24 protein-coding genes are annotated in these 22560 nt (G+C 65.4%); 13 read left to right on the top strand and 11 right to left on the bottom strand.

The features are described 5' to 3' along the window. Positions 1-28 precede the first annotated feature (28 nt). Positions 29-625 carry a GNAT family N-acetyltransferase gene (locus tag C5F44_RS00770; protein WP_412917514.1) on the top strand — a complete coding sequence of 199 codons (597 nt, stop codon included), beginning with the start codon at positions 29-31 and terminating at the stop codon, positions 623-625. A gap of 6 nt (positions 626-631) precedes the next feature. Here the strand turns inward: C5F44_RS00770 and C5F44_RS00765 are convergent, their stop codons facing one another. Both C5F44_RS00765 and greA read right to left on the bottom strand, forming a co-directional pair. Further along, positions 632-1660, bottom strand: coding sequence for a hypothetical protein (locus C5F44_RS00765; RefSeq protein ID WP_107671589.1), 1029 nt, complete (start codon positions 1658-1660; stop codon positions 632-634). A 5-nt stretch (positions 1661-1665) separates the two neighbouring features. Beyond that, positions 1666-2136, bottom strand: coding sequence for a transcription elongation factor GreA (gene greA, locus C5F44_RS00760; RefSeq protein ID WP_164681944.1), 471 nt, complete (start codon positions 2134-2136; stop codon positions 1666-1668). Positions 2137-2392: 256 nt separating this feature from the next. On the opposite strand from greA, the gene C5F44_RS00755 reads away from it, so the two are divergent. Continuing rightward, complete coding sequence (locus C5F44_RS00755) at positions 2393-4042, top strand: electron transfer flavoprotein-ubiquinone oxidoreductase (protein ID WP_107671588.1); 1650 nt, start codon at positions 2393-2395, stop codon at positions 4040-4042. An 87-nt stretch (positions 4043-4129) separates the two neighbouring features. Here C5F44_RS00755 and C5F44_RS00750 read toward each other — a convergent pair whose 3' ends face one another. Beyond that, the gene (locus C5F44_RS00750) at positions 4130-4945 is read right to left on the bottom strand and encodes an LOG family protein (RefSeq protein ID WP_107671587.1); all 816 of its coding nucleotides are present in this window, start codon (positions 4943-4945) and stop codon (positions 4130-4132) included. A 156-nt stretch (positions 4946-5101) separates the two neighbouring features. Here C5F44_RS00750 and dapD point away from each other — a divergent pair, with 156 nt between their 5' ends. The 4 genes from dapD to C5F44_RS00730 are packed head-to-tail and all read left to right on the top strand — an operon-like array spanning position 5102 to position 7892. Then, positions 5102-5926, top strand: coding sequence for a 2,3,4,5-tetrahydropyridine-2,6-dicarboxylate N-succinyltransferase (gene dapD / locus C5F44_RS00745; protein ID WP_107671586.1), 825 nt, complete (start codon positions 5102-5104; stop codon positions 5924-5926). Positions 5927-5975: 49 nt separating this feature from the next. Continuing rightward, positions 5976-6317 (top strand): hypothetical protein, encoded by a 342-nt coding sequence (locus tag C5F44_RS00740; RefSeq protein ID WP_107671585.1) that lies wholly within the window; start codon positions 5976-5978, stop codon positions 6315-6317. 13 nt (positions 6318-6330) lie between these two features. Then, positions 6331-7476 (top strand): succinyl-diaminopimelate desuccinylase, encoded by a 1146-nt coding sequence (dapE, locus tag C5F44_RS00735; protein WP_107671584.1) that lies wholly within the window; start codon positions 6331-6333, stop codon positions 7474-7476. Then, the gene (locus C5F44_RS00730) at positions 7473-7892 is read left to right on the top strand and encodes a GNAT family N-acetyltransferase (RefSeq protein ID WP_107671583.1); all 420 of its coding nucleotides are present in this window, start codon (positions 7473-7475) and stop codon (positions 7890-7892) included. Before dapE ends, C5F44_RS00730 begins: the two co-directional genes overlap by 4 nt. Before the next feature lie 150 nt (positions 7893-8042). Here C5F44_RS00730 and C5F44_RS00725 read toward each other — a convergent pair whose 3' ends face one another. Further along, complete coding sequence (locus tag C5F44_RS00725) at positions 8043-9275, bottom strand: lytic murein transglycosylase (protein ID WP_235822470.1); 1233 nt, start codon at positions 9273-9275, stop codon at positions 8043-8045. Beyond that, positions 9272-11509, bottom strand: a complete 2238-nt coding sequence (rnr, locus tag C5F44_RS00720) for a ribonuclease R (RefSeq protein ID WP_107671582.1) — start codon at positions 11507-11509, stop codon at positions 9272-9274. The genes C5F44_RS00725 and rnr overlap by 4 nt, the downstream gene beginning before the upstream one ends. A gap of 145 nt (positions 11510-11654) precedes the next feature. On the opposite strand from rnr, the gene C5F44_RS00715 reads away from it, so the two are divergent. Continuing rightward, positions 11655-12098: a cytochrome c gene (locus C5F44_RS00715; protein WP_181318134.1), complete on the top strand. Its 444-nt coding sequence runs from the start codon at positions 11655-11657 to the stop codon at positions 12096-12098. 62 nt (positions 12099-12160) lie between these two features. Here the strand turns inward: C5F44_RS00715 and C5F44_RS00710 are convergent, their stop codons facing one another. Then, positions 12161-12421, bottom strand: a complete 261-nt coding sequence (locus C5F44_RS00710) for an I78 family peptidase inhibitor (protein ID WP_107671580.1) — start codon at positions 12419-12421, stop codon at positions 12161-12163. Positions 12422-12579: 158 nt separating this feature from the next. Further along, positions 12580-12903, bottom strand: a complete 324-nt coding sequence (locus C5F44_RS00705; protein WP_107671579.1) for an I78 family peptidase inhibitor — start codon at positions 12901-12903, stop codon at positions 12580-12582. Between the two features lie 80 nt (positions 12904-12983). Between C5F44_RS00705 and C5F44_RS00700 the strand changes: the two genes are divergently transcribed. The 4 genes from C5F44_RS00700 (at position 12984) to C5F44_RS00685 (ending at position 16617) form a co-directional block, all read left to right on the top strand. After that, positions 12984-14114: an S-(hydroxymethyl)glutathione dehydrogenase/class III alcohol dehydrogenase gene (locus tag C5F44_RS00700; protein ID WP_107671578.1), complete on the top strand. Its 1131-nt coding sequence runs from the start codon at positions 12984-12986 to the stop codon at positions 14112-14114. A gap of 83 nt (positions 14115-14197) precedes the next feature. Beyond that, on the top strand, positions 14198-14668 hold the full coding sequence (locus tag C5F44_RS00695; RefSeq protein ID WP_107671577.1) for a YbaK/EbsC family protein: 471 nt from the start codon (positions 14198-14200) through the stop codon (positions 14666-14668). A gap of 62 nt (positions 14669-14730) precedes the next feature. Then, positions 14731-15483, top strand: coding sequence for an NYN domain-containing protein (locus C5F44_RS00690; protein ID WP_107671821.1), 753 nt, complete (start codon positions 14731-14733; stop codon positions 15481-15483). A gap of 102 nt (positions 15484-15585) precedes the next feature. Then, positions 15586-16617 (top strand): LLM class flavin-dependent oxidoreductase, encoded by a 1032-nt coding sequence (locus C5F44_RS00685; RefSeq protein ID WP_107671576.1) that lies wholly within the window; start codon positions 15586-15588, stop codon positions 16615-16617. Here C5F44_RS00685 and trhO read toward each other — a convergent pair. Then, positions 16614-17516 carry an oxygen-dependent tRNA uridine(34) hydroxylase TrhO gene (gene trhO / locus C5F44_RS00680; protein WP_107671575.1) on the bottom strand — a complete coding sequence of 301 codons (903 nt, stop codon included), beginning with the start codon at positions 17514-17516 and terminating at the stop codon, positions 16614-16616. The genes C5F44_RS00685 and trhO overlap by 4 nt on opposite strands. 110 nt (positions 17517-17626) lie before the next feature. On the opposite strand from trhO, the gene pncA reads away from it, so the two are divergent. Together pncA and pncB are read left to right on the top strand one after the other, a co-directional pair. Further along, positions 17627-18235, top strand: a complete 609-nt coding sequence (pncA, locus tag C5F44_RS00675; protein ID WP_107671574.1) for a bifunctional nicotinamidase/pyrazinamidase — start codon at positions 17627-17629, stop codon at positions 18233-18235. A gap of 3 nt (positions 18236-18238) precedes the next feature. Further along, positions 18239-19531, top strand: a complete 1293-nt coding sequence (pncB, locus tag C5F44_RS00670) for a nicotinate phosphoribosyltransferase (protein WP_107671573.1) — start codon at positions 18239-18241, stop codon at positions 19529-19531. A 6-nt stretch (positions 19532-19537) separates the two neighbouring features. On the opposite strand, the gene C5F44_RS00665 is transcribed toward pncB, so the two are convergent. The 3 genes from C5F44_RS00665 to arfB form a co-directional block, all read right to left on the bottom strand. Continuing rightward, on the bottom strand, positions 19538-21016 hold the full coding sequence (locus C5F44_RS00665; RefSeq protein ID WP_107671820.1) for an inorganic phosphate transporter: 1479 nt from the start codon (positions 21014-21016) through the stop codon (positions 19538-19540). A gap of 105 nt (positions 21017-21121) precedes the next feature. After that, the gene (locus tag C5F44_RS00660; RefSeq protein WP_107671572.1) at positions 21122-22039 is read right to left on the bottom strand and encodes a phosphotransferase enzyme family protein; all 918 of its coding nucleotides are present in this window, start codon (positions 22037-22039) and stop codon (positions 21122-21124) included. Continuing rightward, positions 22036-22458: an alternative ribosome rescue aminoacyl-tRNA hydrolase ArfB gene (gene arfB, locus C5F44_RS00655; RefSeq protein WP_107671571.1), complete on the bottom strand. Its 423-nt coding sequence runs from the start codon at positions 22456-22458 to the stop codon at positions 22036-22038. Before arfB ends, C5F44_RS00660 begins: the two co-directional genes overlap by 4 nt. Positions 22459-22560 lie beyond the last annotated feature (102 nt).

The raw sequence follows: 22560 nt of genomic DNA, 5'->3' as shown, positions 1-22560 counted from the left end.
CCCGCCGTTGCCGCGGAAAGGGGGGCTGATGGTCAGCATCCGCAAGGGCCTGCCCGCCGCGCAGCACCCCGCCGCCGCCCGCCTGTACTGGGAGGCGTTCGGGGCAAAGCTGGGCACCGTCATGGGCCCCGACGACCGGGCGCTGGCCTATCTTGCCCGCGTCATCCGGGCAGACCACTGTTTCACCGCGCAGTCCGCAGATGGCACCCTTCTGGGCATCGCCGGCTTCAAATCGCCGCTGGGCAGCTTTGCCGGCGGCGGCCCTGCCGATCTGCGGGTGATCTATGGCCGCTTCGGGGCCTATTGGCGCAGCCTTGTGCTTGAGGCGCTGCTGGATGACGTGGACAACCGGCGCTTCCTGATCGACGGAATCGCCGTCACCCATGCTGCCCGCGGGCAGGGCATCGGCACCGCCCTTGTCGCCGCGCTTTGCGCCGAGGGCCGCGCCCGTGGCTACCCCGAGATCCGGCTTGAGGTGATCGACAGCAACTGGCGGGCAAGGGCGCTGTACAAACGGCTGGGCTTCGTCGCCACCCACACCGCCCGTCTGGGCCTGCTGCGGCCATTTTTCGGCTTTACCGCCGCCATCACCATGGTCCGCCCGCTGACCGAGGCGGACGCCTGACGTTCTTCAGTCGAAGACGCCGGCAACCCGGCCGAATAGCATGAAGGCCCGGGCGGTGCGGGTATCGGCCAGGTCGGCCAGTTCGGCATCGCTGGCGGTGCTTTCGAACATCTGGAACACCTTGTCGAAGGTGCGCAGGAAATGGTGCGCCGCATCGCGGAACACCGCGTCTTCGCGCATCCGCGCCGCCGTCAGCGCCAGCGAAGCGCGGTCGCGGATCCCGCCCACCGCGGCAATCGTCCGGCCGCGTTCGCCTGCCGCAAAGCGCCGCCACAGATCGGGCCGCGCCATTTCGGGCTTGAGGTCATCCATATAGATGCCCTCCTGGCTGAGCAGCGTCAGCACGTCCTGCGCCGCGCGGATCAGCCGGGCGACTGTCCGGTCCTCAAGTGCAAGCCGCAGCGCGCGGAAGCCTTCCTTGTCTTCCGGCGTTTCGGGGAACTGCAGGGCCCGGATGAAATCGGCCACGCTCAGCGGCGGGCGCATCTCATCGGCCGGGGTTCCCAGCGCCAGGCCGGGCTGTTCGGCCTCAAGATCGGGTTTCGGCGGCGCCAGCGCGGCCTTGCGGTCGGCTGACGGCACCGACAGGCTGCTGTCGCGCCGCGTGCTGAAGGTTGCCAGGACGGTACCGGTTTCCTTGGTCACCGCGGCAATCTCATCCAGCCGCTTTTCCACCGAGGGCTTGATTGCAGCCGCCTGCACCTGCGCCTGCGTCTGCACATAGCTGGCCCGCATCGCATCAACCGCGGCCTGCAACCGGGCCGCTTCCGCGCGCAGGTCGCGCAGCGATCTCAGCGTGATCACGGCCACCCAGATCAGCGCCAGCGGCAGGAAAACGATCAGCAGGGTCATGGCCAGGCCCAGCGTCTGTACGTCGGTGCCGGGGGGCGAAATCAGAAGATAGGCCAGAACCGCAACGACCCAGACCACACTCAGCAGCCCGCCGATCACCTCGGTTGATCGCCTTGATCCGCCCGTTTCCGGCTTTGCGGCCAGACCAAGCAGATCGGGGGGCAATTCCGGGGGGCGGGCCATGGCGATCAGATGAACCTGACCGACAGCACTTCATAGCTGCGGGTGCCGCCCGGGGTGACGACATCGACGCTGTCGCCTTCCTCCTTGCCGATCAGCGCCCGCGCCAGAGGCGATCGCACGTTCAGCAGCCCCGCCTCGATCTTGGCCTCAACCTCACCGACGATCTGGTAGGTCTTTTCCTCGCCACTGTCTTCATCGGCAAGGGTCACCGTTGCGCCGAACTTGACTGCGCCCGACAGCTTGGTCGGGTCAATCACCTCGGCCAGCGAGATCACGGCCTCCAGCTCCTTGATGCGGCCTTCGATGAAGCCCTGTTTTTCGCGGGCGGCATGGTATTCGGCATTTTCCGAAAGGTCGCCATGCGCCCGGGCTTCGGCGATGTCCTTGATGATCGCGGGGCGGTCGACGGATTTCAACTGCCGCAGTTCTTCATCCAGCGCATCGAAGCCGCGCCGCGTCATCGGGATCTTTTCCATCGGTCTACCGTTCCGGTCAAAATAAGAAGCCACGGGCCGGTTTCCCGGTCCATGACCCCCTGTCTACATCGTTGCCAAGACACCCGAACCCCTGGGGAATTGCAAGCAGAATGGCGGGCGCTGTGCGCAATCTGTCGCCGCCGGGCAATAAGATTTCGTTTGCAGCCCCGATAATCATTGTGCTGTTGCGTCACGGTTGACCTTGCCGGGGCCATGGGGCAACACAAGCCGTCCAGTGCGAAGAGAAGGAATCCGTATGTCCGTGATTGTGCGCGAGTCGATGGACTACGACGTTGTAATCGTGGGCGCGGGGCCGTCCGGCCTGGCATCCGCCATCAGGATCAAGCAACTCGACCCCGATCTCAGCGTGCTTCTGCTGGAAAAAGGCTCGGAAGTCGGTGCGCATATCCTGTCTGGCGCCATTCTTGACCCCGTTGGCCTGAACGCGCTGCTGCCCGACTGGAAAGAGATGGGCGCTCCGATCAAGACTCCGGTGAAATCCGACAGTTTCGTCGTACTTGGCCCGGCCGGAAAGATGCGCATCCCGAACTGGCCGATGCCGCCGCTGATGTCGAACCATGGCAACTACATCGTGTCCATGGCGAACGTCTGCCGCTGGCTGGCACAGGTGGCCGAAGGTCTGGGGGTCGAGATTTTCTCGGGTATGGCCGCTTCGGAACTGGTGTTCGACGGGGACCGCGTGGCCGGTGTGGTGGCCGGCGAATTCGGCCGTGATCCCGAAACCGGCGAACCCGGCCCTGCCTACGAACCCGGCATGGAACTGCGCGGCAAGTATGTTTTCCTGTGCGAAGGCGTGCGCGGGTCGCTCGCCAAGCAGGTGATCGCGAAATACGACCTGTCCAAAGGCAAGTGCCCGCAGAAGTTCGGGCTGGGCATGAAGGAAATCTGGGAGATTGATCCCGAGAAGCACCGCGAAGGCACGGTCACCCATACCATGGGCTGGCCGCTGGGCGGCAACGCGGGCGGCGGATCGTTCATCTACCACCTGGAAAACAACCAGATCGCCATCGGCCTTGTGGTTCACCTGAACTACGAGAATCCCTATCTCTACCCCTACATGGAATTCCAGCGTTTCAAGCATCACCCGCTGGTGGCTGATCTGCTGAAAGGCGGCAAGCGCATCGCCTATGGCGCGCGCGCCATTTCCGAAGGCGGCTGGCAGTCCATTCCCAAGATGGTGGCGCCGGGTGTCGCTTTGCTGGGCTGCACCGCCGGTCTGGTGAACGTGCCGCGCATCAAGGGCAACCACAACGCCATGCTGTCGGGCATCGCCGCCGCCGAAGCCGCTGTCGCGGCGATCAAGGCCGGTCGTTCGGGTGATGAACTGGCCGATTATGAAATCACGGTCCGCACCGGCGCCATCGGCAAGGATCTGAAGAAGGTCCGCAACGTCAAACCGCTGTGGTCGCATTACGGACTGACCGCCAGCTTGCTGGGCGGCGGTCTGGACATGTGGCTGAACACCTTTGGCCTGACGGCATTCGGCACGCTGCGCCACAAGAAATCGGACGCGCAGCACACCGGCAAGGCCAAGGATTTCAAGCCGATCGACTATCCCAAGCCCGATGGCGTGCTGTCCTTTGATCGGCTGACGAATGTGGCCTACAGCTTCACCAACCACGATGAAGCCCAGCCCGCCCACCTGCGGCTGACCGACCCGACCATCCCGATCCGCGTCAACCTGCCTGAATACGCGGAACCCGCGCAGCGCTATTGCCCGGCCGGCGTGTATGAGGTGATTTCGGAAGAGGGCAAGGAACCGCGGTTCCAGATCAACTTCCAGAACTGCGTGCACTGCAAGACCTGCGACATCAAGGACCCGTCGCAGAACATCACCTGGACCACGCCGCAAGGCGGCGGCGGGCCGAATTATCCGAACATGTGACGCAAGGCCCAAGGGGCCAAACTGTGACGATAAGCGGCCAAGCCCCTGAAAAGGCTTGGCCCGTTTCGTTTCAGCGGGCGGCAGCCCTCATTCCCAGGTGTCGATGGCTTCCAGCGCCTCTTCGGCGGTCTCGACCATGCGGAACAGCTCCAGATCGCTGCGGGCAATCACCCCGGCCTCGGCCAGCCGGTTCCAGTCAACCACGCTTTCCCACCAGTCGCAGCCGAACAGCACCACCGGAATCCGCTTCATCCGTTTGGTCTGGATCAGGGTCAGGCTTTCGAACAGTTCGTCCATCGTGCCGAAGCCGCCCGGGAAAACGCAGATCGCCGCCGCCCGCATCAGGAAATGCATCTTGCGGATCGCGAAATAGTGGAAGTTGAACGACAGGTCCGGCGTGACATAGCTGTTCGGGGCCTGCTCGTGCGGCAGCACGATGTTCAGCCCGACCGATTGCCCGCCCGCATCGACCGCGCCGCGATTGCCCGCCTCCATCACGCCCGGCCCGCCGCCGGTGACGACCACCCAGTTCTTGCCGTAGGATTCCAGCGACCGCTCGGTCAGCATCTGCGCCAGCTTTCGCGCCTCGTCATAATAGCGCGACAGTTCGGCCAGCTCTGGCGTTGTCGCCTTTTCCGCGTTCTCGGGGGCCGGAATCCGTGCGCCGCCGAACAGCACCACGGTCGAGGTGATGCCCTTCTCATCCATGATGAGCTGCGGCTTCATCAGTTCAAGCTGCAGGCGCACCGCGCGCATCTCGTCGCGCATCAGGAAATCGCGGTCGGCAAAGGCCAGCCGGTAGGATGCAGCCCGCGTCTGCGGCGTATCGGGAATTCTGTTCGCCGCCTCGATGTCCTGCCGGCTGTAGCGGAACGGGTGGCTGCGGGGGGTATCCTCGGGCATGTCGGCTGTCTTTCACTCTTGAACCGGGAAATCCCCCGGACCGGACCGCCAATCTAGGCCTGACCGGCGCGCTTGGCCAGACTTGCCGCCTGTGGCCGCGTTGCGCTTGGCCCCCGCAGCCGCTAGAACCGACGACAACCAGCAGGAGGCTTGCACATGTCATTTGCCGCGATGGAAACCGCCATCGAAGCCGCGTGGGACGCCCGCGACAGCATCACCCCCGCGACCCGCGGCGAAACCCGCGACGCGATCGAGGCGACGCTGGCCGCGTTGGGGGCGGGCACGCTGCGGGTTGCGGAAAGACGCGGCGCCGACTGGCATGTGAGCCAATGGGCGAAGAAGGCGGTCCTTCTGGGGTTCCGTCTGCAGGACATGGGCCTGCAATCCGGCGGCCCGCAGGGCAGCAACTGGTGGGACAAGGTGGACAGCAAGTTCCACGGCTGGGGTGAGGCCGAGTTCCGCGCCGCCGGCTTCCGCGCCGTGCCGAACTGCATCGTCCGTAAGTCGGCGCATATCGCCAAGGGCGTGGTGCTGATGCCCAGCTTCGTGAACCTGGGCGCCTATGTCGATGAGGGCACCATGGTCGACACCTGGGCCACCGTCGGAAGCTGCGCCCAGATCGGCAAGAACGTGCACCTGTCCGGCGGTGTCGGCATCGGGGGCGTGCTGGAACCCATGCAGGCCGGCCCCACCATCATCGAGGACAACTGCTTCATCGGGGCCCGGTCGGAGGTGGTGGAAGGCTGCATCGTGCGCGAGGGCAGCGTTCTGGGCATGGGCGTCTTCATCGGCAAATCGACCAAGATCGTCGATCGTGAAACCGGCGATGTCATGTATGGCGAGGTTCCGGCCGGTTCGGTTGTGGTGGCCGGTTCGATGCCGTCGAAGAACGGCATCAACCTGTACTGCGCCGTGATCGTGAAGAAGGTCGATGCGCAGACCCGATCCAAGACTTCGATCAACGAACTGCTGCGCGACTGACCGGGCAGGGCGCCCTGCCGCCCGGCCAGACCAGCAAAGGGAACCTGCGATGACCACGCCCGAAACCCCGGACAAGCCCAAGCGCCCGCAGCAGGTTTATACCCTGATCGTCGAGGTGGGCCGCAAGACCGGCGACGGTCTGCCCGACAAGGCCAAGGGCGCGGCGCTGATGTGCTATGCCAGTGGCGTGGATGAGGCCGAAGCCGTCCGCGAAACCGTCGCCATCCTGAAAGAAGCCGACCTGGCCCCGCTTGAGGTGCAGGGCCTGGGCACGCTGGACGAACGCCGCAAGGCGGGCGAGGAGATCGACGCCGAGGAAGAAGCGCTCATGGACCGGGCCCTTCAGGAAAACTCGGTCATCGTGGCCCAGATGACCCCCTTCTTTGACTGAAAGCCAATTGCCCATGACCCCCGTCGATCCCGTTGACCTGACCGCCCGCCTGATCCGCTGCCCCTCGGTCACCCCTGTCGAAGGTGGGGCGCTGGTGCTGTTGGAAGACCTGCTTTCGCAGGCCGGCTTTGCCTGCACCCGGGTTGACCGCAACGGCGTGCCCAACCTGTTTGCCCGCTGGGGCAACCGGGGCGCCAACCGCAGCTTCGGCTTCAACGGCCATACCGATGTGGTTCCGGTGGGCGATGCTGCCGCCTGGACGCAAGACCCGTTCGGCGCCGCCGTGGTGGACGGCTGGATGTATGGCCGCGGCGCGACCGACATGAAATCGGGTGTGGCGGCCTTTGTCGCGGCGGCTGTGGATTTCGTGCGCGACACCCCGCCCGACGGCGCTGTGATCATCACCGTGACCGGCGATGAAGAGGGCGATTCGGTTGACGGCACGACCGCGCTGCTGGACTGGATGGCCGCAAACGGCGAACGCATGACGCATTGCCTGGTGGGCGAACCCACCTGCCCCGAGCGTATGGGCGACATGATGAAGATCGGGCGCCGTGGCAGCCTGACTGCCTGGTTCACCGCGCAGGGCGTGCAGGGCCACAGTGCCTATCCGCATCGGGCGAAGAACCCGATGAGCGCGCTGGTCCGGCTGATGTCCCGGCTGGAAGCCGCGCCGCTGGATCAGGGGTCAGACCATTTCGATGCCTCGACCCTGGCCATCACCACCATCGACTGCGGCAACCCGGCCACCAACGTCATCCCGGCGCGTGGCACGGCCACGGTGAACATCCGCTTCAACGACCTGCACTCGGGTGCTTCGCTGACAGACTGGATGCAGGGTCATGCTGCGGCGGTGGAGGCCGAGACCGGCGTGCAGATCACGATGCGCGTGTCGATCTCGGGCGAAAGTTTCCTGACACCGCCGGGCGAGTTCTCGGAACTGGTGAAACGCTCTGTGCAGGCCGAGACCGGCGTCGCGCCGGCCTATTCCACCAGCGGCGGCACTTCGGACGCGCGCTTCGTGAAAAGCCATTGCCCGGTGGTTGAGTTCGGGCTGGTCGGCAAGACCATGCACCAGGTCGATGAACGGGTCGAGGTGGCGCAGATCGGCCAGCTCAAGGCGATCTACAGCCGCATCCTGCGCGACTATTTCGCATGATCCAGATCGCCCCCACCCTTGATGTCGCCACTTGCCGCGCCCTGCGGCGGACGGTGTTCATCGAGGAGCAGGGCGTCAGCGAGGCCGATGAGGTGGATGATCTGGACGATGTGGCGATCCACCTGCTGGCACGGGTGGTGGGTGAGCCGGTCGGAACCGCGCGTCTGCTGGTGCAGGGCGACACCGGCAAGATCGGCCGTGTCTGTGTTCTGGCGCAGGCGCGCGGCACCGGCCTTGGCGCCGCCCTGATCCGCACCGCGTTGGACGAATTGCGCCGTCAGCGCGGCGTGGTAAAGGCCAAGCTCGGCGCGCAGACCCACGCCCTTGGCTTCTACGAACGGCTGGGCTTCACCGCCACGGGGCCCGAATACATGGATGCCGGCATCCCGCACCGCGACATGGTGCTGATGTTCTGACCTACGCCGTCGCAAGCGGGGGTTTCACACCCCGCACCCCCGTGGGATATTTGAGGACAGATGAACGGGGAAGAATCGTTGCCCTTCATCTGTCTCCAAATATCCCGGGGGTGAGGCCGCAGGCCGAGGGGGCAGCGCCCCCTTGCCCGGTCAGCCACCGCGCAGCGCAGCCAGAACATCGGGGCTGGGGTAGCCGTCTGGCACATCGCCGCGCGCCTTTTGCCAGGCCTTCACTGCCGCAATCGTCTTGGGCCCCACCCGGCCATCGACGCCGCCGGTATCCAGCCCCTGCGCGACCAGCATCACCTGCAGTTCCTTGCGTTCCTCCAGTGTCAACGCGCGCCATTGGCGGGGCCATGTGGCGGCGATCGGCGGGCCGCCTTGCAGGCGATCGGACAGGTGACCGATGCCGATGACATAAGCGTCAGCCAGATTGTATTTCTCGATCACCTGGAAGTTGGGAAAGATCAGGAACGCCGGGCCGGTATGGCCGGCGGGCAGCAGAATGCTGGCCTGCGGGCCGGCCGGCAGATCGCCCCCTGCCATCGGCCGAACCCCCATCGCCTGCCAGTCGGCCACCAGCTTCTTCACCCGCTCGGTCGTCTGGTCATAGTCGAAATCCGGCGGCAGCCGCACCTCCAGCCCCCAGGGTTGGCCCTTGGTCCAGCCCCAGTGCGCAAGATAGTTCGCCGTCGAGGCCAGCGCGTCGGCGGGATCATCGCCCCAGATGTTGCGGTGGCCGTCACCGTTGAAGTCCACCGCGAATTCAGCCCAGCTTGACGGCATCAACTGGGTATGTCCCATCGCGCCGGCCCAACTGCCAACCAGGGCGTCGGGCTGAACATGGCCTTCGTCCAGGATCTTCAATGCCTGGATCAACTGCCCCTCGAAAAAGGCGGCGCGGCGGCCGTCATAGGCCAGCGTCGCCAGCGCGCTGATCGTGTCGGTGTTGCCGCGATAGGTGCCATAGGCCGACTCCAGCCCCCAGATCGCCGCGACCACCTCTTTCTCGACGCCGTATTGCGTCTCGATCTGGTCCAGCAGCGCGGCGTTTGCGGCCAATGCCTTCTGCCCGAGTGTCACCCGGTCGTCTGACACCGCGACATCCAGATAGTCCCAGATCGTCTTGGTGAATTCGCTTTGCTTGCGGTCGCGCGCCACCACATCGGGCAGATAGGTCGCGCCGCGCAGGCTGCGGTCATAGACCGCCGCCGGAACCCCGGCCTCAAGCGCGCGGGGGCGGAACCCGGTCGCCCACTGCCGGAATCCCGCTTCCGATGCGTCCTTGCGCCCTTCGCCCAAGATCGTTCCCTCCGGGTCTTCGATGGTCTGCGCGCCGGCCGGCATTACCGCCAGCAGCAGCGCCAGCGCCGCCGCTCTCACTTGCGCCTCCGCACCACGCGGCGCTTGATCTCGGCCTTGGCGGCACCGCGCCGGGGCGGCTTGCCGCGCGGGCCGCTGCGGCCACCGGGCAGGGCGCGGTCTTCGATCTCCAGCAGTTCCAGCATCAGCCCGCCGGTCACCGGCACGGCCTCGGCCAGCCGCACGGTGACACGCTGGCCGAGGCCGATGGTCAGCCCGGTATCGGCGCCCATCAGGGTCTGGCTGTTCTGGTCATAGTGGAAGAATTCGCGTCCGACGCTGCGGATCGGCACCAGCCCGTCCGCCCCGGTTTCGTCCAGCTTCACGAACAGCCCGAACCGCTGCACGCCCGACACCCGGCCCGAGAAGGTGCTGCCGACGCGGTCGGACAGATAGGCGGCAAGGTAGCGGTCCACCGTATCGCGTTCCGCCGCCATACTGCGGCGTTCGGCATCGGAAATCAGTTTGGCCGTTTCGTCCAGATTCTCGATGTCCCAGGCCGACAATCCATCGTCCCCCGCCTTCAGCCCGCGCACCAGCGCGCGATGGACGATCAGGTCGGAATAGCGCCGGATCGGGCTTGTGAAATGCGCATAGTTGCGCAGCGCCAGCCCGAAATGGCCCAGATTCTCGGCGTTGTAATAGGCCTGCGTCATGCTGCGCAGCGTGCTGATGTTCATCAGCTCGTCAAATTCGCTGTCCTGCGCCTGCGCCAGAAGACGGTTCAGATGCGCGGTCTTCAGCACTTGCCCCTTGGCCAGGGTGAAGCCCGACGCCTCGGCCACTTCGCGCAGCGCGTCCAGCTTGTCGGGGCTGGGTTCTTCGTGGACGCGATAGAGGAAGGGCTGTTTCAGGCGTTGCAGATCCTCGGCGGCGGCGACGTTGGCCAGCACCATGAATTCCTCGATCAGCCGGTGCGCATCGACCCGCTCCTTGAAGGCGACCGACAGCACCTTGCCTTCGTCCGACAGCACGATCTGCCGTTCGGGCAGATCCAGCTCCAGCGGCTGGCGCAGGCCGCGGGCCAGTTTTAGGCTGGCATAGGCGGCGTAAAGCGGCTTCAGCACCGTCTCCAGCAGGGGGGCGGTCTTTTCGTCCGGCTCGCCATCCACGGCGCGCTGCACCTGGACGTATTCCAGCGACCCTTTCGACCGCATCAGCCCGCGCAGGAAGCGATGGCTCAGCTTGTGGCCCTGCGCGTCGATCCGCATCCGCACGGCCAGGCAGGGCCGGTCAACATGTTCGTGCAGGCTGCACAGGTCGCCCGACAGCACGTCGGGCAGCATCGGCACCACGCGGTCGGGGAAATAGGTGGAATTGCCGCGCCGCCGCGCCTCGCGGTCCAGCGCGCCGCCGGGGCGGACGTAATGCGCCACATCGGCGATGGCCACCCACAGCACATGGCCGCCGGGGTTGCCGGGCTCGGTGTCGGGCAGGGCCAGCACCGCATCGTCGCGGTCGCGCGCATCGGCGGGGTCGATGGTCACCAGCATCAGATCGCGCAGGTCTTCGCGATGGTCCATCGTGACGGGGCGCGGAGTGTCGGCCTCGGCAATGGCGGCATCGGGGAACTGGTCGGGGATGCCATGCTGGTGAATGGCGATCAGCGACACCGCGCGTGGTCCACTCGGGTCGCCCAGCCGTTCCACGATGCGGGCCTGCGGCAGGCCCAGCCGGCGGTTGCCCACCGCCTCGGCCTCGACCAGCTCGCCATCGCGGGCGCCCATGTCGCTGTCGGCGGCCACGCGCCATTCCTTGTCCTGCCCCTTGTCGATGGGCACGATCCGGCCGCCTTCGCTGCCCTTGCGGAATACCCCCAGCAATTTCAGCGGATTCGACCCGATCCGCCGGATCAGCCGCGCCTCCCAGACGTAATCGTCCAGGTCCACCCTGGTCAGCCTGCCCAGCAAACGGTCGCCCTCGGCCAGTGCCGGGTCGCCCTTTTTCGGAATGATCAGGATGCGCCCGACATCGGTGTCGACGCCATCTTCCATCGGTTCGGCGAACAGGTCGCCCGCGGCATCGGGCTTCAGCACCCTCAGCAGCGCCACCGGCGGCAGGTCGCCCTTGGGGCGGAACCGGCGGGCGGCCTTGGTGACGGTGCCCTCGGCCTCAAGCTCTTGCAGCAGGCGGCGCAGTTCGGACCGCATGTCGCCCTTCAACCCGAAGGCCTTGGCGATGTCGCGCTTTGAGGTCAGGCCGGGGTTTTCGGCGATCCACTGGCGGATCTGGTCTTTCGAGGGAAGCTGGGTCATGCGCCAGCCCTAGCATGCCCGCCCCGGCGCGCAAACCGGCCTTTGTGTTTCACGGCACTGTGAAGCGGGGGATGCAAATCCGTTTTCTGAAATTCGGAATTGCATGCTCTACTTTCGACAGAGTGCCAGCCAGGGAGCCAGACCGATGAAGTTTGCCAGACTTGCCATAGTTGCCGCCCTGATCGGCGCCGGGGGGGCTGCGGTTCAGGCCGACCCGACCGATCCCAACGCGATTTTGCGCGCCAATGTGATGAAGGACATTGGGGGCGCGATGAAGGTTCTGGGCGACATTGCCGGTGGCAAGACCGCCTATGATGCCGCCGCGGCCGAAGCGGCCAAGGCCAAGCTGGTGGCCGATGCCGCCGCCATTCCCGAAGCGTTCAAGACCGAAGGTGCCGCCGACCCCGAGTCGGAGGCCAAGCCCGAAATCTGGACCGGCTGGGACGATTTCCTGAAAAAGGCCGGCGCGCTGGAAGCGGCGGCCGGGGCGGCCGATGTCGGTTCGGTTGGCGCGATCAAGGCTTCAATGGGCGCATTGGGGGGGGCTTGCAAGGATTGCCATACCACCTATCGCACCATGAAGATGTAACGGTGTGACCAAGCGTTTCGGTCAGGGGGCCCCCGGTTCTGCCGGGGGCCTTTCTCATGGCGTCAGCCGCAGGTCAGACGGGTGATCTTGCCCGCGCCGTCCAGTTCCACGTTCAGTCGGGTGGCGTTGTAATCCATCGTCACCGCCATGCCCGGTTCGATCACCCGCACTGGCCCCTTGAACGTCATCGAGGCCAGCACGCTGCGGTATTGCCCGACCAGCCCTTGCAGGCCTTCGGCGCCGCAGGTCTGTTCTGCCGGAATCGGGGTGCCGGGCTGCTCAATCACGCAGGCGGCCAGCGCCAGCGGCGCCAACGCGGCCATGGTCAACAGGAAACGTGGGGCAACAGGGGGCATTGCAAGTCCTCCATCATTCGGGCCGCTGCTCGGGTCGGCCGACGGGCAAAGCATCCCGCCTTGGCCGCCCGCCGTCCAGTCAGGCCCGCGTGACCGGCAGGTTCCTGCCGCCCCCTTCCGTTGCTTCAGCCGCAGGTCAGCAGGCGGACGGTGCCGCGGCGGTCCACATGCAGGTTGATCCGGGCCGAGCGGTATTCTTCCTGATCGACGACCTCATCCTGCGCGATGATCCGCACCGGCCCGGGCGCGCCCGAGGTATCAAGCATGGCCACCGGCTGGCCCACCCAGGCCTGCAACGTGCTGGCCTTGCAGGTGTCGGGCTCACGCTCGTTGAAGCCGCTGGTCACATCGGCGGGCGGAACCCAGTCATCGACCGGAACCGCAGGTTCGGGATTGGTCATGGTGCAGGCCGTGGCGGCCAGGAACAGCAGGGGAAGGAATCGGCGCATCTTGTCTTGCTTTCCGCGTTGCGTTTGGCGGGAACTTGGCACAGCCTTGGGGTCCGCGAAAAGAGGGAAGGAGAGCACCCATGCGCACCCGTGCCGCCGTGGCCATTCAGGCCGGAAAACCGCTTGAGGTGATGGAAGTCAACCTTGAAGGCCCGAAAGAGGGCGAGGTTCTGGTTGAAATCAAGGCCACCGGCATCTGCCACACCGACGAATTCACCCTTTCGGGCGCTGATCCCGAAGGCGCCTTCCCGGCGATTCTGGGCCATGAAGGCGCGGGCGTGGTGCTCGAGGTGGGGCCGGGCGTGAAATCGCTGAAGCCGGGCGACCATGTGATTCCGCTTTACACGCCCGAATGTCGGCAATGCCCGTCCTGCCTGTCGCAGAAGACGAACCTCTGCACGGCGATCCGCGACACGCAAGGCAAGGGCCTGATGCCCGACGGCACCAGCCGGTTCAGCATGTTGGATGGCACACCGATCCTGCACTACATGGGCTGCTCGACTTTCGCCAACCACACGGTTCTGCCCGAGATCGCGCTGGCGAAGATTCGCCCCGACGCGCCCTTCGACAAGGTTTGCTACATCGGTTGCGGCGTCACCACCGGCATCGGTGCGGTGATCAACACCGCCAAGGTGGAAATCGGCGCCAAGGCCGTGGTTTTCGGTCTGGGTGGCATCGGGCTGAACGTGATCCAGGGCCTGCGGCTGGCGGGCGCCGACATGATCATTGGGGTGGACATCAACAACGACAAGAAGGCCTGGGGCGAACGCTTCGGCATGACCCATTTCGTGAACCCTAAAGAGATTGACGGCCCGGTCGTGCAGCACATCGTCAACATGACGAAAACGCCTTTCGACAAGATCGGCGGCGCCGACTACAGCTTTGATTGCACCGGCAATGTGAAGGTGATGCGCGACGCGCTGGAATGCACCCACCGCGGCTGGGGCCAGTCGATCATCATCGGTGTCGCACCCGCCGGGGCCACCATCGAGACGCGGCCCTTCCAGCTTGTGACCGGCCGGGTCTGGAAAGGCACCGCCTTTGGCGGCGCGCGGGGCCGGACCGATGTGCCACAGATCGTGGACTGGTACATGGACGGCAAGATCGAGATCGACCCGATGATCACCCACACGCTGAAGCTGGAAGACATCAACAAGGGCTTCGATCTGATGCACTCGGGGGAATCGATCCGGTCGGTGGTGATTTACTGACAGGGGCTGCCGGGGGCTGTCTGCCCCCCGCGGCCTTCGCCCGAGGATATTCTGGGAAAGATGAATGAGGCAGGGGCGCAGACATGGCCGCCACCCCCGGATTGAGATTTCTGGAGTTGCACGGGGTAGAGGTGACGCTTCACCCCTATGATTATGACCCGCGCGCCGATGCCGTTGGTCTGGCCGCTGCGCAGGCGCTGGGCCTGGACCCGGCGTTGACGCTGAAAACCCTGATGGTCGAGGTGGACGGAAAACCCGCCTGCTGCGTTATCCCTTCGGACCGCCAGCTTTCGATGAAACGGGTGGCAGCGGCCTTTGGCGGCAAGGCCGCTGCCATGATGCCGCCCCCCAAGGCGGAGAAGCTGACCGGGTATCATGTTGGCGGCATTTCCCCCTTTGGCCAGAAGCGCGCGGTTCCGACTGCAATCGAAGTGACCGCCTGCACCGCGCCGAAGGTCTGGATCAATGCCGGCGCCCGCGGGCTGCTTTTGGGAATCGCGCCAGACAAGGCTTTGGTCGTGCTGTCGGCCCGCGCCCTGCCGCTGGTGGCCTGACGGTCGGGCTTTCGCCTGCTGTGGCAACCTGCCATTGTGGCGCCAACATCAAGGAGGCCCAGATGCCCGACCCCCGCGCGCCCCGTCTTGCGGTGCTGATTGACGCCGACAATGTGCCCGCCGGCTATGCCGAGGCGATCTTTGAAGAGATCGCCGCGCTGGGCGAAGCCTCGGTCCGCCGGATCTATGGTGACTGGTCCGCGCAGCGGCTGAACGCCTGGGCCAAGAAGGTGGCGGCGTTGGGTCTGGTGGCGGACCAGCAGTTTTCCAACACCAAGGGCAAGAACGCCAGCGACATCGGGCTGGTGATCGCCGCGATGGATTTCCTTCATTCCGGCCTGTTCGACGGGTTCGTTCTGGTGTCGTCGGACAGTGATTTCACCCGTCTTGCCGCGCGGGTGCGCGAGCAGGGTCTGGATGTCTATGGCATCGGCGAGAAGAAGACGCCCGAGGCCTTCCGCATGGCCTGCAAGCGGTTCATCTATGTTGAAAACCTGGGGGCAACCGAGCCGGAAGAGGCGGCCCCCCGCCCCGCCCGCGGCGAGGCCGAGCCCGCAGCACCCGTTGCCCCGCGCCCCGGCGGGAAAGAGCCGCCGGCGAAGGCCATTCCGCTGATCGCCGCCGCGATGCGCGCCATCGACCCCGAGGGCGAATGGTATTCGCTGGGCCAGATCGGCCAGTTCATCACCCAGGGCAACCCCGACTTCGACACCCGCACCTATGGTTCTGCCAAGCTGTCGGACCTGATCCGCAAGCTGCCCCGGTTCGAGGTGCGGCTTGAAGGCAACCAGCTTCTGGTGCGCGACAAGGCCTGATCCGCGCCGCATCGGTGCGCGATTGCGCAATCGACCGCGCGCCGCCGCACTTTGTTGTCCGGAATCCGCGGCATATGTTTGGCGCCGGAAACGGAGACACAGATGACAAACGCGGTAAGTCTTGGGCTTGATACCTTCGGTGACGTGGCGCTGGCCGCCGATGCCCGGATGCAGCGGCAGGACGAGACCCTGCGCGACGTGGTGGAACAGGCCGTTCTGGCCGATCAGACCGGCGTGGATTTCATCGGCCTGGGCGAACACCACCGCCCCGATTTCGCGATCTCCTCACCCGAAATCGTGCTGGCTGCGATTACCGGGCGCACCAGCCGCATCCATCTGGGCACGGCGGTTACGGTGCTGTCGTCGGATGATCCGGTGCGGGTCTTCCAGCGGTTTTCCACGCTGAATGCCGTGTCGAACGGCCGGGCAGAGGTGATCCTGGGCCGGGGATCGTTCACGGAAAGCTATCCACTGTTCGGCTATGACATGGCCGACTACGACCAGTTGTTTGAAGAGAAGCTTGACCTTTTCGCCCGGCTTGTTCGCGAAAAGGCGGTTACCTGGTCGGGGCAGACCCGCAGCCCGCTGGTGAACCAGACCGTCTATCCGCCGCTTGGGCCGCAGGGCCTGCCGGTCTGGGTGGGGGTTGGTGGCAGCCCGGAAAGCGTGGTGCGCGTGGTGCGCCATGACCTGCAACTGATGCTGGCCATCATCGGGGGCGATGCCCGCCGCTTCCTGCCCTATATCGAGCTGTATCAGCGCGCCTGTGTCCAGATGGGCCGCACGCCCCGCCCGGTTGGCGTACATTCCCCCGGTTTCGTGGCGGCCACGGACGAAGAGGCGCAGGAAACGCTTTGGCCGCATTACGCCGACATGTTCGGCCGGTTGGGCCGTGAACGCGGCTGGCCGCCCGTGACCAAGGACAGGTTCCTGGCCGAAGTGCAGCACGGCGCGCTGTATGTCGGAAGCCCCGAAACGGTGGCGAAGAAGATTGCCGCCACGGTGCGCGACCTGGGTCTGCAACGGTTCGACATGAAGTATTCCACCGGCCCGGTGCCGCATGGTGCGCTGATGGAGTGCATCCGCCTTTATGGCGAGAAGGTCATTCCCATGGTGCGGGATATGCTGGCCTAACCGCCCAGATGCGTGGTGCCACGTTCGGCGGCCAGCAGCATCTGGCGGTGGCGTTCGCGAAAACGGGCGCGGTCTGTTTCCGAATATTCGCTCACACAGGCCGCGCAGCATACGCCTTCTTCATAATCCGGGTGTGCCCGTCCTTCGGGCGTGACCGGGCGGCGGCAACCGCCGCAACTGCTGTTCTGGCCCGGCACCAGCCCGTGCCCGACCGAGATCCGCCCGTCGAACACATAACATTCGCCATCCCACAGCGACTGTTCGGCGGGCATGTCTTCCAGATACTTCAGGATGCCGCCTTGCAGGTGGAACACGTCTGTCACGCCTTGCGACAGCAGGTAGTTGGTGGATTTTTCACACCGGATGCCGCCGGTGCAGAACATGGCGATACGCTTGTTGTGGAACCGTTCGCGGTTCGCCTCCCACCAGGCGGGAAACTCGCGGAAGCTGCGGGTGCCGGGGTCCACCGCGCCGCGAAAGGTGCCCAAGGACACCTCGTAATCATTGCGGGTGTCGATCACCGCCACATCCGGCGCAGCAATCAGCGCGTTCCAGTCGGCGGGGCTGACGTAATGGCCAACGGCGGCCAGCGGGTCCACGTCCGGCTGGCCCATGGTCACGATTTCCGCCTTCAGCTTCACCTTCATCCGGCCGAAGGGCATGGACTCGGCAAAGGATTCCTTCCACACCAGCCCGGCGCAGCCCGGCAGGGCGCGGATATGCGCCAGCACCGCGTCAATTCCGGCGCGTGGCCCGGCAATCGTGCCGTTGATCCCTTCGCGCGCCAGCAGAAGCGACCCCTTCACCCCGCGCTCAAGACAGGCTTGCAGCAGCGGCCCGCGCAGGGCGGCCGGGTCGGGAAAGCGGGTAAAGTGATACAGCGCGGCAATGGTCAGCATTCCGCTTGCTTGACCCGTGCCCCCCGCGAAATCAAGACCTTCGCTTGACGCAATCCCGCCAAAGCCTTTACGCAGGTCGGAATGGCCGAAGCCGAAGGGGAGGGGGCGACATGCGCGATCCGCGCGAAGCCTTGATCGTGATCGACGTGCAGAACGATTTCTGCCCCGGCGGTGCGCTGGCGGTGGCCGGGGGCGATGCGATCATCCCCCGCATCAATGCGCTGATGGAGGATTTCGCCACCGTCGTGCTGACGCAGGACTGGCACCCGGCGAACCACGCGTCCTTTGCCGCCAATCACCCGGGCGCCGAACCGTTCAGCCTGACCGAAATGCCCTATGGCCCGCAGGTGCTGTGGCCCGTGCATTGCGTGATCGGCACCCCCGGCGCGGGCTTTCACGCAGCCCTGCGCACCGACCCGGCGCAGATGGTGATCCGCAAAGGATTCCGGCAGCAGATCGACAGCTATTCGGCCTTTTTCGAGAATGACCACACCACCCCCACCGGGCTTGACGGCTATCTTCGGTCGCGCGGTGTCAGCGCGCTGACCTTCGTTGGCCTTGCGACCGATTATTGCGTTGCCTATTCGGCGCTGGATGCCGCCCGCCTTGGCTTCCGAGCCGCGGTGCTGGAGGGGGCCTGCCGTGCCATTGACCTGAATGGATCGCTGGCCACCGCACGCGATCAGATGCGCGCCGCCGGCGTGGCGCTGGAGGCCTGAGCCATGGTTGATATTGCGAGTCGCGTCTATAACCACAACTTCAAGATCGATCCGATCGTCCGGTCGCTGATCGACACCGACTTTTACAAGCTGCTGATGTGCCAGTCGGTGTTTCGCAACAAGCCGGATACGACCGTCGTCTTCAGCCTGATCAACCGCAGCACAAAGGTGCGTCTGGCCGATCTGATCGACGAGAGCGAGTTGCGCGAACAACTGGACCATGTCCGCAGCCTGTCACTGTCGCGCGGCGAAAGCACTTGGCTGCGCGGCAACACCTTCTATGGCAAGCGGCAGATGTTCCGTTCGGACTTCATGCAGTGGTTCGAGAACCTCCGCCTGCCGCCCTATCATCTGGAAAAGGTCGATGGTCAGTATGAGCTGACTTTCGAAGGCGCCTGGCCCGAAGTGATGATGTGGGAAATTCCGGCGCTGGCGGTGCTGATGGAACTGCGGTCACGCGCGGTTTTGAAAGGCATGGGCCGGTTCGAACTGCAGGTGCTTTACGCCCGTGCCATGACGCGGATCTGGGAAAAGATCGAACGGCTGCGCCAGCTTGAACACCTGCGCATCGCCGATTTCGGCACCCGCCGCCGGCACGGCTTCCTGTGGCAGGACTGGTGCGTTCAGGCCATGCAGGAAGGGCTGGGGCGCAAGTTCACCGGCACCTCGAACTGCCGCATCGCCATGCGCCGCGACATCGAGGCGATCGGGACCAATGCCCATGAACTGCCCATGGTCTATTCCGCGCTGGCCGACAGCGACGCCGAACTGGCGCAAGCGCCCTATCAGGTGCTGGCCGACTGGCATGAAGAGCATGACGGCAACCTGCGGATCATGCTGCCCGATACCTATGGCACCGAAGGCTTCCTGAAACGCGCCCCAGACTGGCTGGCCAGTTGGACCGGCATCCGTATCGACAGTGGCGATCCCGCGACCGGCGCGGAAAACGCGATCCGCTGGTGGAAGGAGCGGGGCGAAGATCCGTCGAAAAAGCTGGTGATCTTCTCGGACGGGCTGGACGTGGACACGATCGAACAGCTTTACGCCCGCTTCCACGGCCGGGTGAAGGTGTCCTTCGGCTGGGGCACCCTGCTGACCAACGACTTCCGCGGTCTGGTGCCCGAAGACGGGCTTGCCCCTTTCAGCCTGGTCTGCAAGGCGATCAGCGCCAATGGCCGCCCCACCGTCAAGCTGAGCGACAACCCGAACAAGGCCATGGGCCCGGCGGATGAAATTGCCCGTTACAAGCGGGTGTTCGGTGTGGGCGACCAGACGGCGCGCGACGTGGTGGTCTGAGGCGCCTCAGAACACCGCGTTCAGCACCCAGAAGATTGCGGCGGACAACAGCGCCGTCAGCGGCACCGTCACAACCCAGGCCGCGCCGATGCCCAGCACATGCGCGCGCCGAACCAGCTTGCGCCGCACACGTTCGTCCTCGGCCACGGGCTTGCCTTTCAGCAGGTTCAGCCGCCGTGCCTGCCGGTCGGCGTGCCATTCGCGATAGAAGCCCACCCCGAACACGCCACCCACGGCGATATGGGTCGAAGACACCGGCAGCCCCAGCGCCGAGGCGACGATGACCGTGATCGCCGCCGACAGGGCCACGCAATAGGCGCGCATCGGGTTCAGCTTGGTGATTTCCTGCCCCACCATGCGAATGAGCTTGGGCCCGAACAGCAGCAGCCCGAAGGAAATGCCGAAGGCGCCGATCATCATCACCCAAAGCGGGATGGTAACCTTTTCCGAGGTGCCCATATCCTGCACCGCGTGCACGATGGCGGCCAGCGGCCCCACCGCATTGGCCACGTCATTGGCCCCATGCGCGAACGAAAGCAGCGCCGCCGAGGCAATCAGCGGCAGGCCGAACAGTTTCTTCAGGCTGCGCTTGCGGTTTTCCAGCCCCTCGGACTGGCGGCGCACCACGGGCCGCATGATGAAATAGGTTGCCACGGCAACCACCAGACCCAGAACCAGCGCCTGGTTCAGCGAAACGTCCACCAGCTTCTTGAGGCCCTTGGCCACCAGATAGGCCGAGAAGGCGCCCGCCATGATGGCAATCAGCAGCGGCACCCAGCGGCGGGCGGCGGCAATCTTGTCGGGCACGTCGTTGATGAAGCCCTTGATGAAGGCCAGGAACAGTGCCGCGAACACACCGCCCAGAACGGGCGAAATCACCCAGCTTGCCACGATCTGGCCCATGGTGGCCCAGTTCACCGCGCCGAAGCCTGCGGCAACGATGCCCGCGCCCATCACACCGCCAACAATGGCATGTGTGGTGGAAACCGGGGCGCCCAGCCAGGTGGCCAGGTTCAACCACAGGGACGAGGCGATGAGCGCCGCCATCATCGCCCAGATGAAGGTGTTGGGGTCTGCCACCGCCTCGGGCGCGACGATCCCGCCCGAAATGGTGCTGACCACATCGCCCCCGGCGATCAGTGAGCCAAGCGTTTCGAAGATGGCGGCAATGATCAGCGCGCCGCCCATGGTCAGCGCATTTGCCCCAACGGCAGGGCCCATGTTGTTGGCCACATCGTTCGCGCCGATGTTCAGTGCCATATAGGCCCCGAACACCGCAGCGGCGACGATGATCAGCGTGCCGGACTGGTGGCCGGTCAGGATTGCCGCCGCCAATCCGCAGATCAGGATGAAGGCCAGCGAGATGCCGATTGCCACCGAGGGCCGGCCGATCGCGACCGTTGCCTGTTTCAATAACTCGATCCGCCCCAAATCCTTGTCCAGCGTCTTCCAGCGGTTCTGCTTGGGGTCGGGGGCAAAGGTCATGGGCTGGCCTGTCATGCGCTTGTGACACCTTCGTAACGAAAGTGTCATTCGCGGCGCTGACTATCCGTTCACATTGCCTCCCGCAACCGATTCCGCTGCGGCGGTTCAACCCATGATATGGCGCGCCCACACCACCGCCCGGCGAATGTGCAGGTCAATCACCGGATCGCCGGGTTGCAGTCGCGGAATCATCCAGCCCACGCTGGCGCAGCATCGGGCCAGCACCATTGTTTCGACCAAAGCGCGGTCGGTGGTTCCATAGCCCTGCATCAGCGCATCGCGCAATTCTGCATAGGCCGGTTCCTGCAGCGATTGGCTAAGGGCGGTGCCCAGATCGTAGAGCGGTAAACCCCAGCCGGCGTCATCAAAGTCGATCAGGGAAACCGAGCGATCATTCACCAATACATTCTCGCGCAGCACATCGGCGTGGATGGGATGTGCGGCCCTCAGCGCGCCCAGTTGGCTGGCCAGAAAGCCCCGCGCCGCCAGCAGAACCGAGCGGTCCCCCGCACTGGCGGCAGGGTGATCCCAGAAGCGGCCCCAGAACGGCGCTTCGCCGACAAACCCGTCGCAGTCCCAGCGGGGGCGGGTGAAATCTTCGGGAAAGATCAGCCCGGCGGTTACGTCATGCACCTGCCGCAACAGTTGGCCAAGGCTGTGGTGTAGGTTCAGAAGCTGCGGCACCGGCCGGTCAAACGGAACCCGCGCCACCCCCAGCGGTGCGCCGTCCAGCCAGCCCACGGCCGAGGCCATGCTGCCCGACGGCAGCATCACAAGCATCTCGCCGCCGGATGTGGGCAGTGGTGCGGGCACCGGCACGCCGCGCCTGGCCAGTGCCGCGCACCACCACAGCTCTGACCGGATCGCCGCCGCGGGTTGATAACCCGGCCGGTGCAGCCGCAGCGCGGCCCGCGCACCGGAGGACAGGCGCATTTCGCAGACGATGTTTTCCCGCGCGGCAATCAGCCGGGTCGGGATGCCGCCCCAATGCCGCGCCGCCTGGATTGCTGCCTCGGGGATCATTCCTCGTCCCCGACCTTGCCGCGCAGCGCCTTCACTTCGCCCCGCACGGTCTTGGCCACCAGCCGGCGGCGCTGGCTGCCCAGCGTCGGCTTGGTTGCGATGCGCCGCTTCGGCGCCACCAGCGCGGCGCGGATCATCTCGACCAGCCGTTCGCGGGCAATCTCACGGTTACGGGCCTGGCTGCGGGTATCTTCCACCTGGATGACGATGGCGCCTTCCGCTGTCCATTTCCGCCCGGCCAGCCGCTTCAGCCGCGCCTTGACCGGCGGCGCCAGATGCGGCGACCGTTCGGCCTCGAACCGCAGCTCCACGGCGGTGGAAACCTTGTTCACGTTCTGCCCGCCCGGCCCCGACGACCGCATGAAGCTTTCGCTCAGTTCCCAGTCGGCGATGGCCAGTGTTTCGGTGACATGCAGCATGGCGAAAACCCTAGCGCCAAAGAGAAAGGGCCGCCAGCAGAGGCGACCCCTTCCGAGTTCCAAGGAGATGGGCCAGTTAGGAAAGCGGCCCAATCAGTGGTC

This window comes from Fuscovulum blasticum DSM 2131, from assembly GCF_003034965.1.
Classification (GTDB): domain Bacteria; phylum Pseudomonadota; class Alphaproteobacteria; order Rhodobacterales; family Rhodobacteraceae; genus Pseudogemmobacter; species Pseudogemmobacter blasticus.
The sequence above is the reverse complement of the archived record's forward strand: the minus strand, read 5'-3'. Positions and strand labels throughout refer to the sequence as shown.

What these genes read in the sequence shown, in the direction of transcription:
- C5F44_RS00770 (WP_412917514.1), top strand. Translation starts at nt 29, where the DNA reads ATGGTCAGCATCCGCAAGGGCCTGCCCGCCGCGCAGCACCCCGCCGCC.
- C5F44_RS00765 (WP_107671589.1), bottom strand. Translation starts at nt 1,660, where the DNA reads ATGGCCCGCCCCCCGGAATTGCCCCCCGATCTGCTTGGTCTGGCCGCA.
- greA (WP_164681944.1), bottom strand. Translation starts at nt 2,136, where the DNA reads ATGGAAAAGATCCCGATGACGCGGCGCGGCTTCGATGCGCTGGATGAA.
- C5F44_RS00755 (WP_107671588.1), top strand. Translation starts at nt 2,393, where the DNA reads ATGTCCGTGATTGTGCGCGAGTCGATGGACTACGACGTTGTAATCGTG.
- C5F44_RS00750 (WP_107671587.1), bottom strand. Translation starts at nt 4,945, where the DNA reads ATGCCCGAGGATACCCCCCGCAGCCACCCGTTCCGCTACAGCCGGCAG.
- dapD (WP_107671586.1), top strand. Translation starts at nt 5,102, where the DNA reads ATGTCATTTGCCGCGATGGAAACCGCCATCGAAGCCGCGTGGGACGCC.
- C5F44_RS00740 (WP_107671585.1), top strand. Translation starts at nt 5,976, where the DNA reads ATGACCACGCCCGAAACCCCGGACAAGCCCAAGCGCCCGCAGCAGGTT.
- dapE (WP_107671584.1), top strand. Translation starts at nt 6,331, where the DNA reads ATGACCCCCGTCGATCCCGTTGACCTGACCGCCCGCCTGATCCGCTGC.
- C5F44_RS00730 (WP_107671583.1), top strand. Translation starts at nt 7,473, where the DNA reads ATGATCCAGATCGCCCCCACCCTTGATGTCGCCACTTGCCGCGCCCTG.
- rnr (WP_107671582.1), bottom strand. Translation starts at nt 11,509, where the DNA reads ATGACCCAGCTTCCCTCGAAAGACCAGATCCGCCAGTGGATCGCCGAA.
- C5F44_RS00715 (WP_181318134.1), top strand. Translation starts at nt 11,655, where the DNA reads ATGAAGTTTGCCAGACTTGCCATAGTTGCCGCCCTGATCGGCGCCGGG.
- C5F44_RS00710 (WP_107671580.1), bottom strand. Translation starts at nt 12,421, where the DNA reads ATGGCCGCGTTGGCGCCGCTGGCGCTGGCCGCCTGCGTGATTGAGCAG.
- C5F44_RS00705 (WP_107671579.1), bottom strand. Translation starts at nt 12,903, where the DNA reads ATGCGCCGATTCCTTCCCCTGCTGTTCCTGGCCGCCACGGCCTGCACC.
- C5F44_RS00700 (WP_107671578.1), top strand. Translation starts at nt 12,984, where the DNA reads ATGCGCACCCGTGCCGCCGTGGCCATTCAGGCCGGAAAACCGCTTGAG.
- C5F44_RS00695 (WP_107671577.1), top strand. Translation starts at nt 14,198, where the DNA reads ATGGCCGCCACCCCCGGATTGAGATTTCTGGAGTTGCACGGGGTAGAG.
- C5F44_RS00690 (WP_107671821.1), top strand. Translation starts at nt 14,731, where the DNA reads ATGCCCGACCCCCGCGCGCCCCGTCTTGCGGTGCTGATTGACGCCGAC.
- C5F44_RS00685 (WP_107671576.1), top strand. Translation starts at nt 15,586, where the DNA reads ATGACAAACGCGGTAAGTCTTGGGCTTGATACCTTCGGTGACGTGGCG.
- trhO (WP_107671575.1), bottom strand. Translation starts at nt 17,516, where the DNA reads ATGCTGACCATTGCCGCGCTGTATCACTTTACCCGCTTTCCCGACCCG.
- pncA (WP_107671574.1), top strand. Translation starts at nt 17,627, where the DNA reads ATGCGCGATCCGCGCGAAGCCTTGATCGTGATCGACGTGCAGAACGAT.
- pncB (WP_107671573.1), top strand. Translation starts at nt 18,239, where the DNA reads ATGGTTGATATTGCGAGTCGCGTCTATAACCACAACTTCAAGATCGAT.
- C5F44_RS00665 (WP_107671820.1), bottom strand. Translation starts at nt 21,016, where the DNA reads ATGACCTTTGCCCCCGACCCCAAGCAGAACCGCTGGAAGACGCTGGAC.
- C5F44_RS00660 (WP_107671572.1), bottom strand. Translation starts at nt 22,039, where the DNA reads ATGATCCCCGAGGCAGCAATCCAGGCGGCGCGGCATTGGGGCGGCATC.
- arfB (WP_107671571.1), bottom strand. Translation starts at nt 22,458, where the DNA reads ATGCTGCATGTCACCGAAACACTGGCCATCGCCGACTGGGAACTGAGC.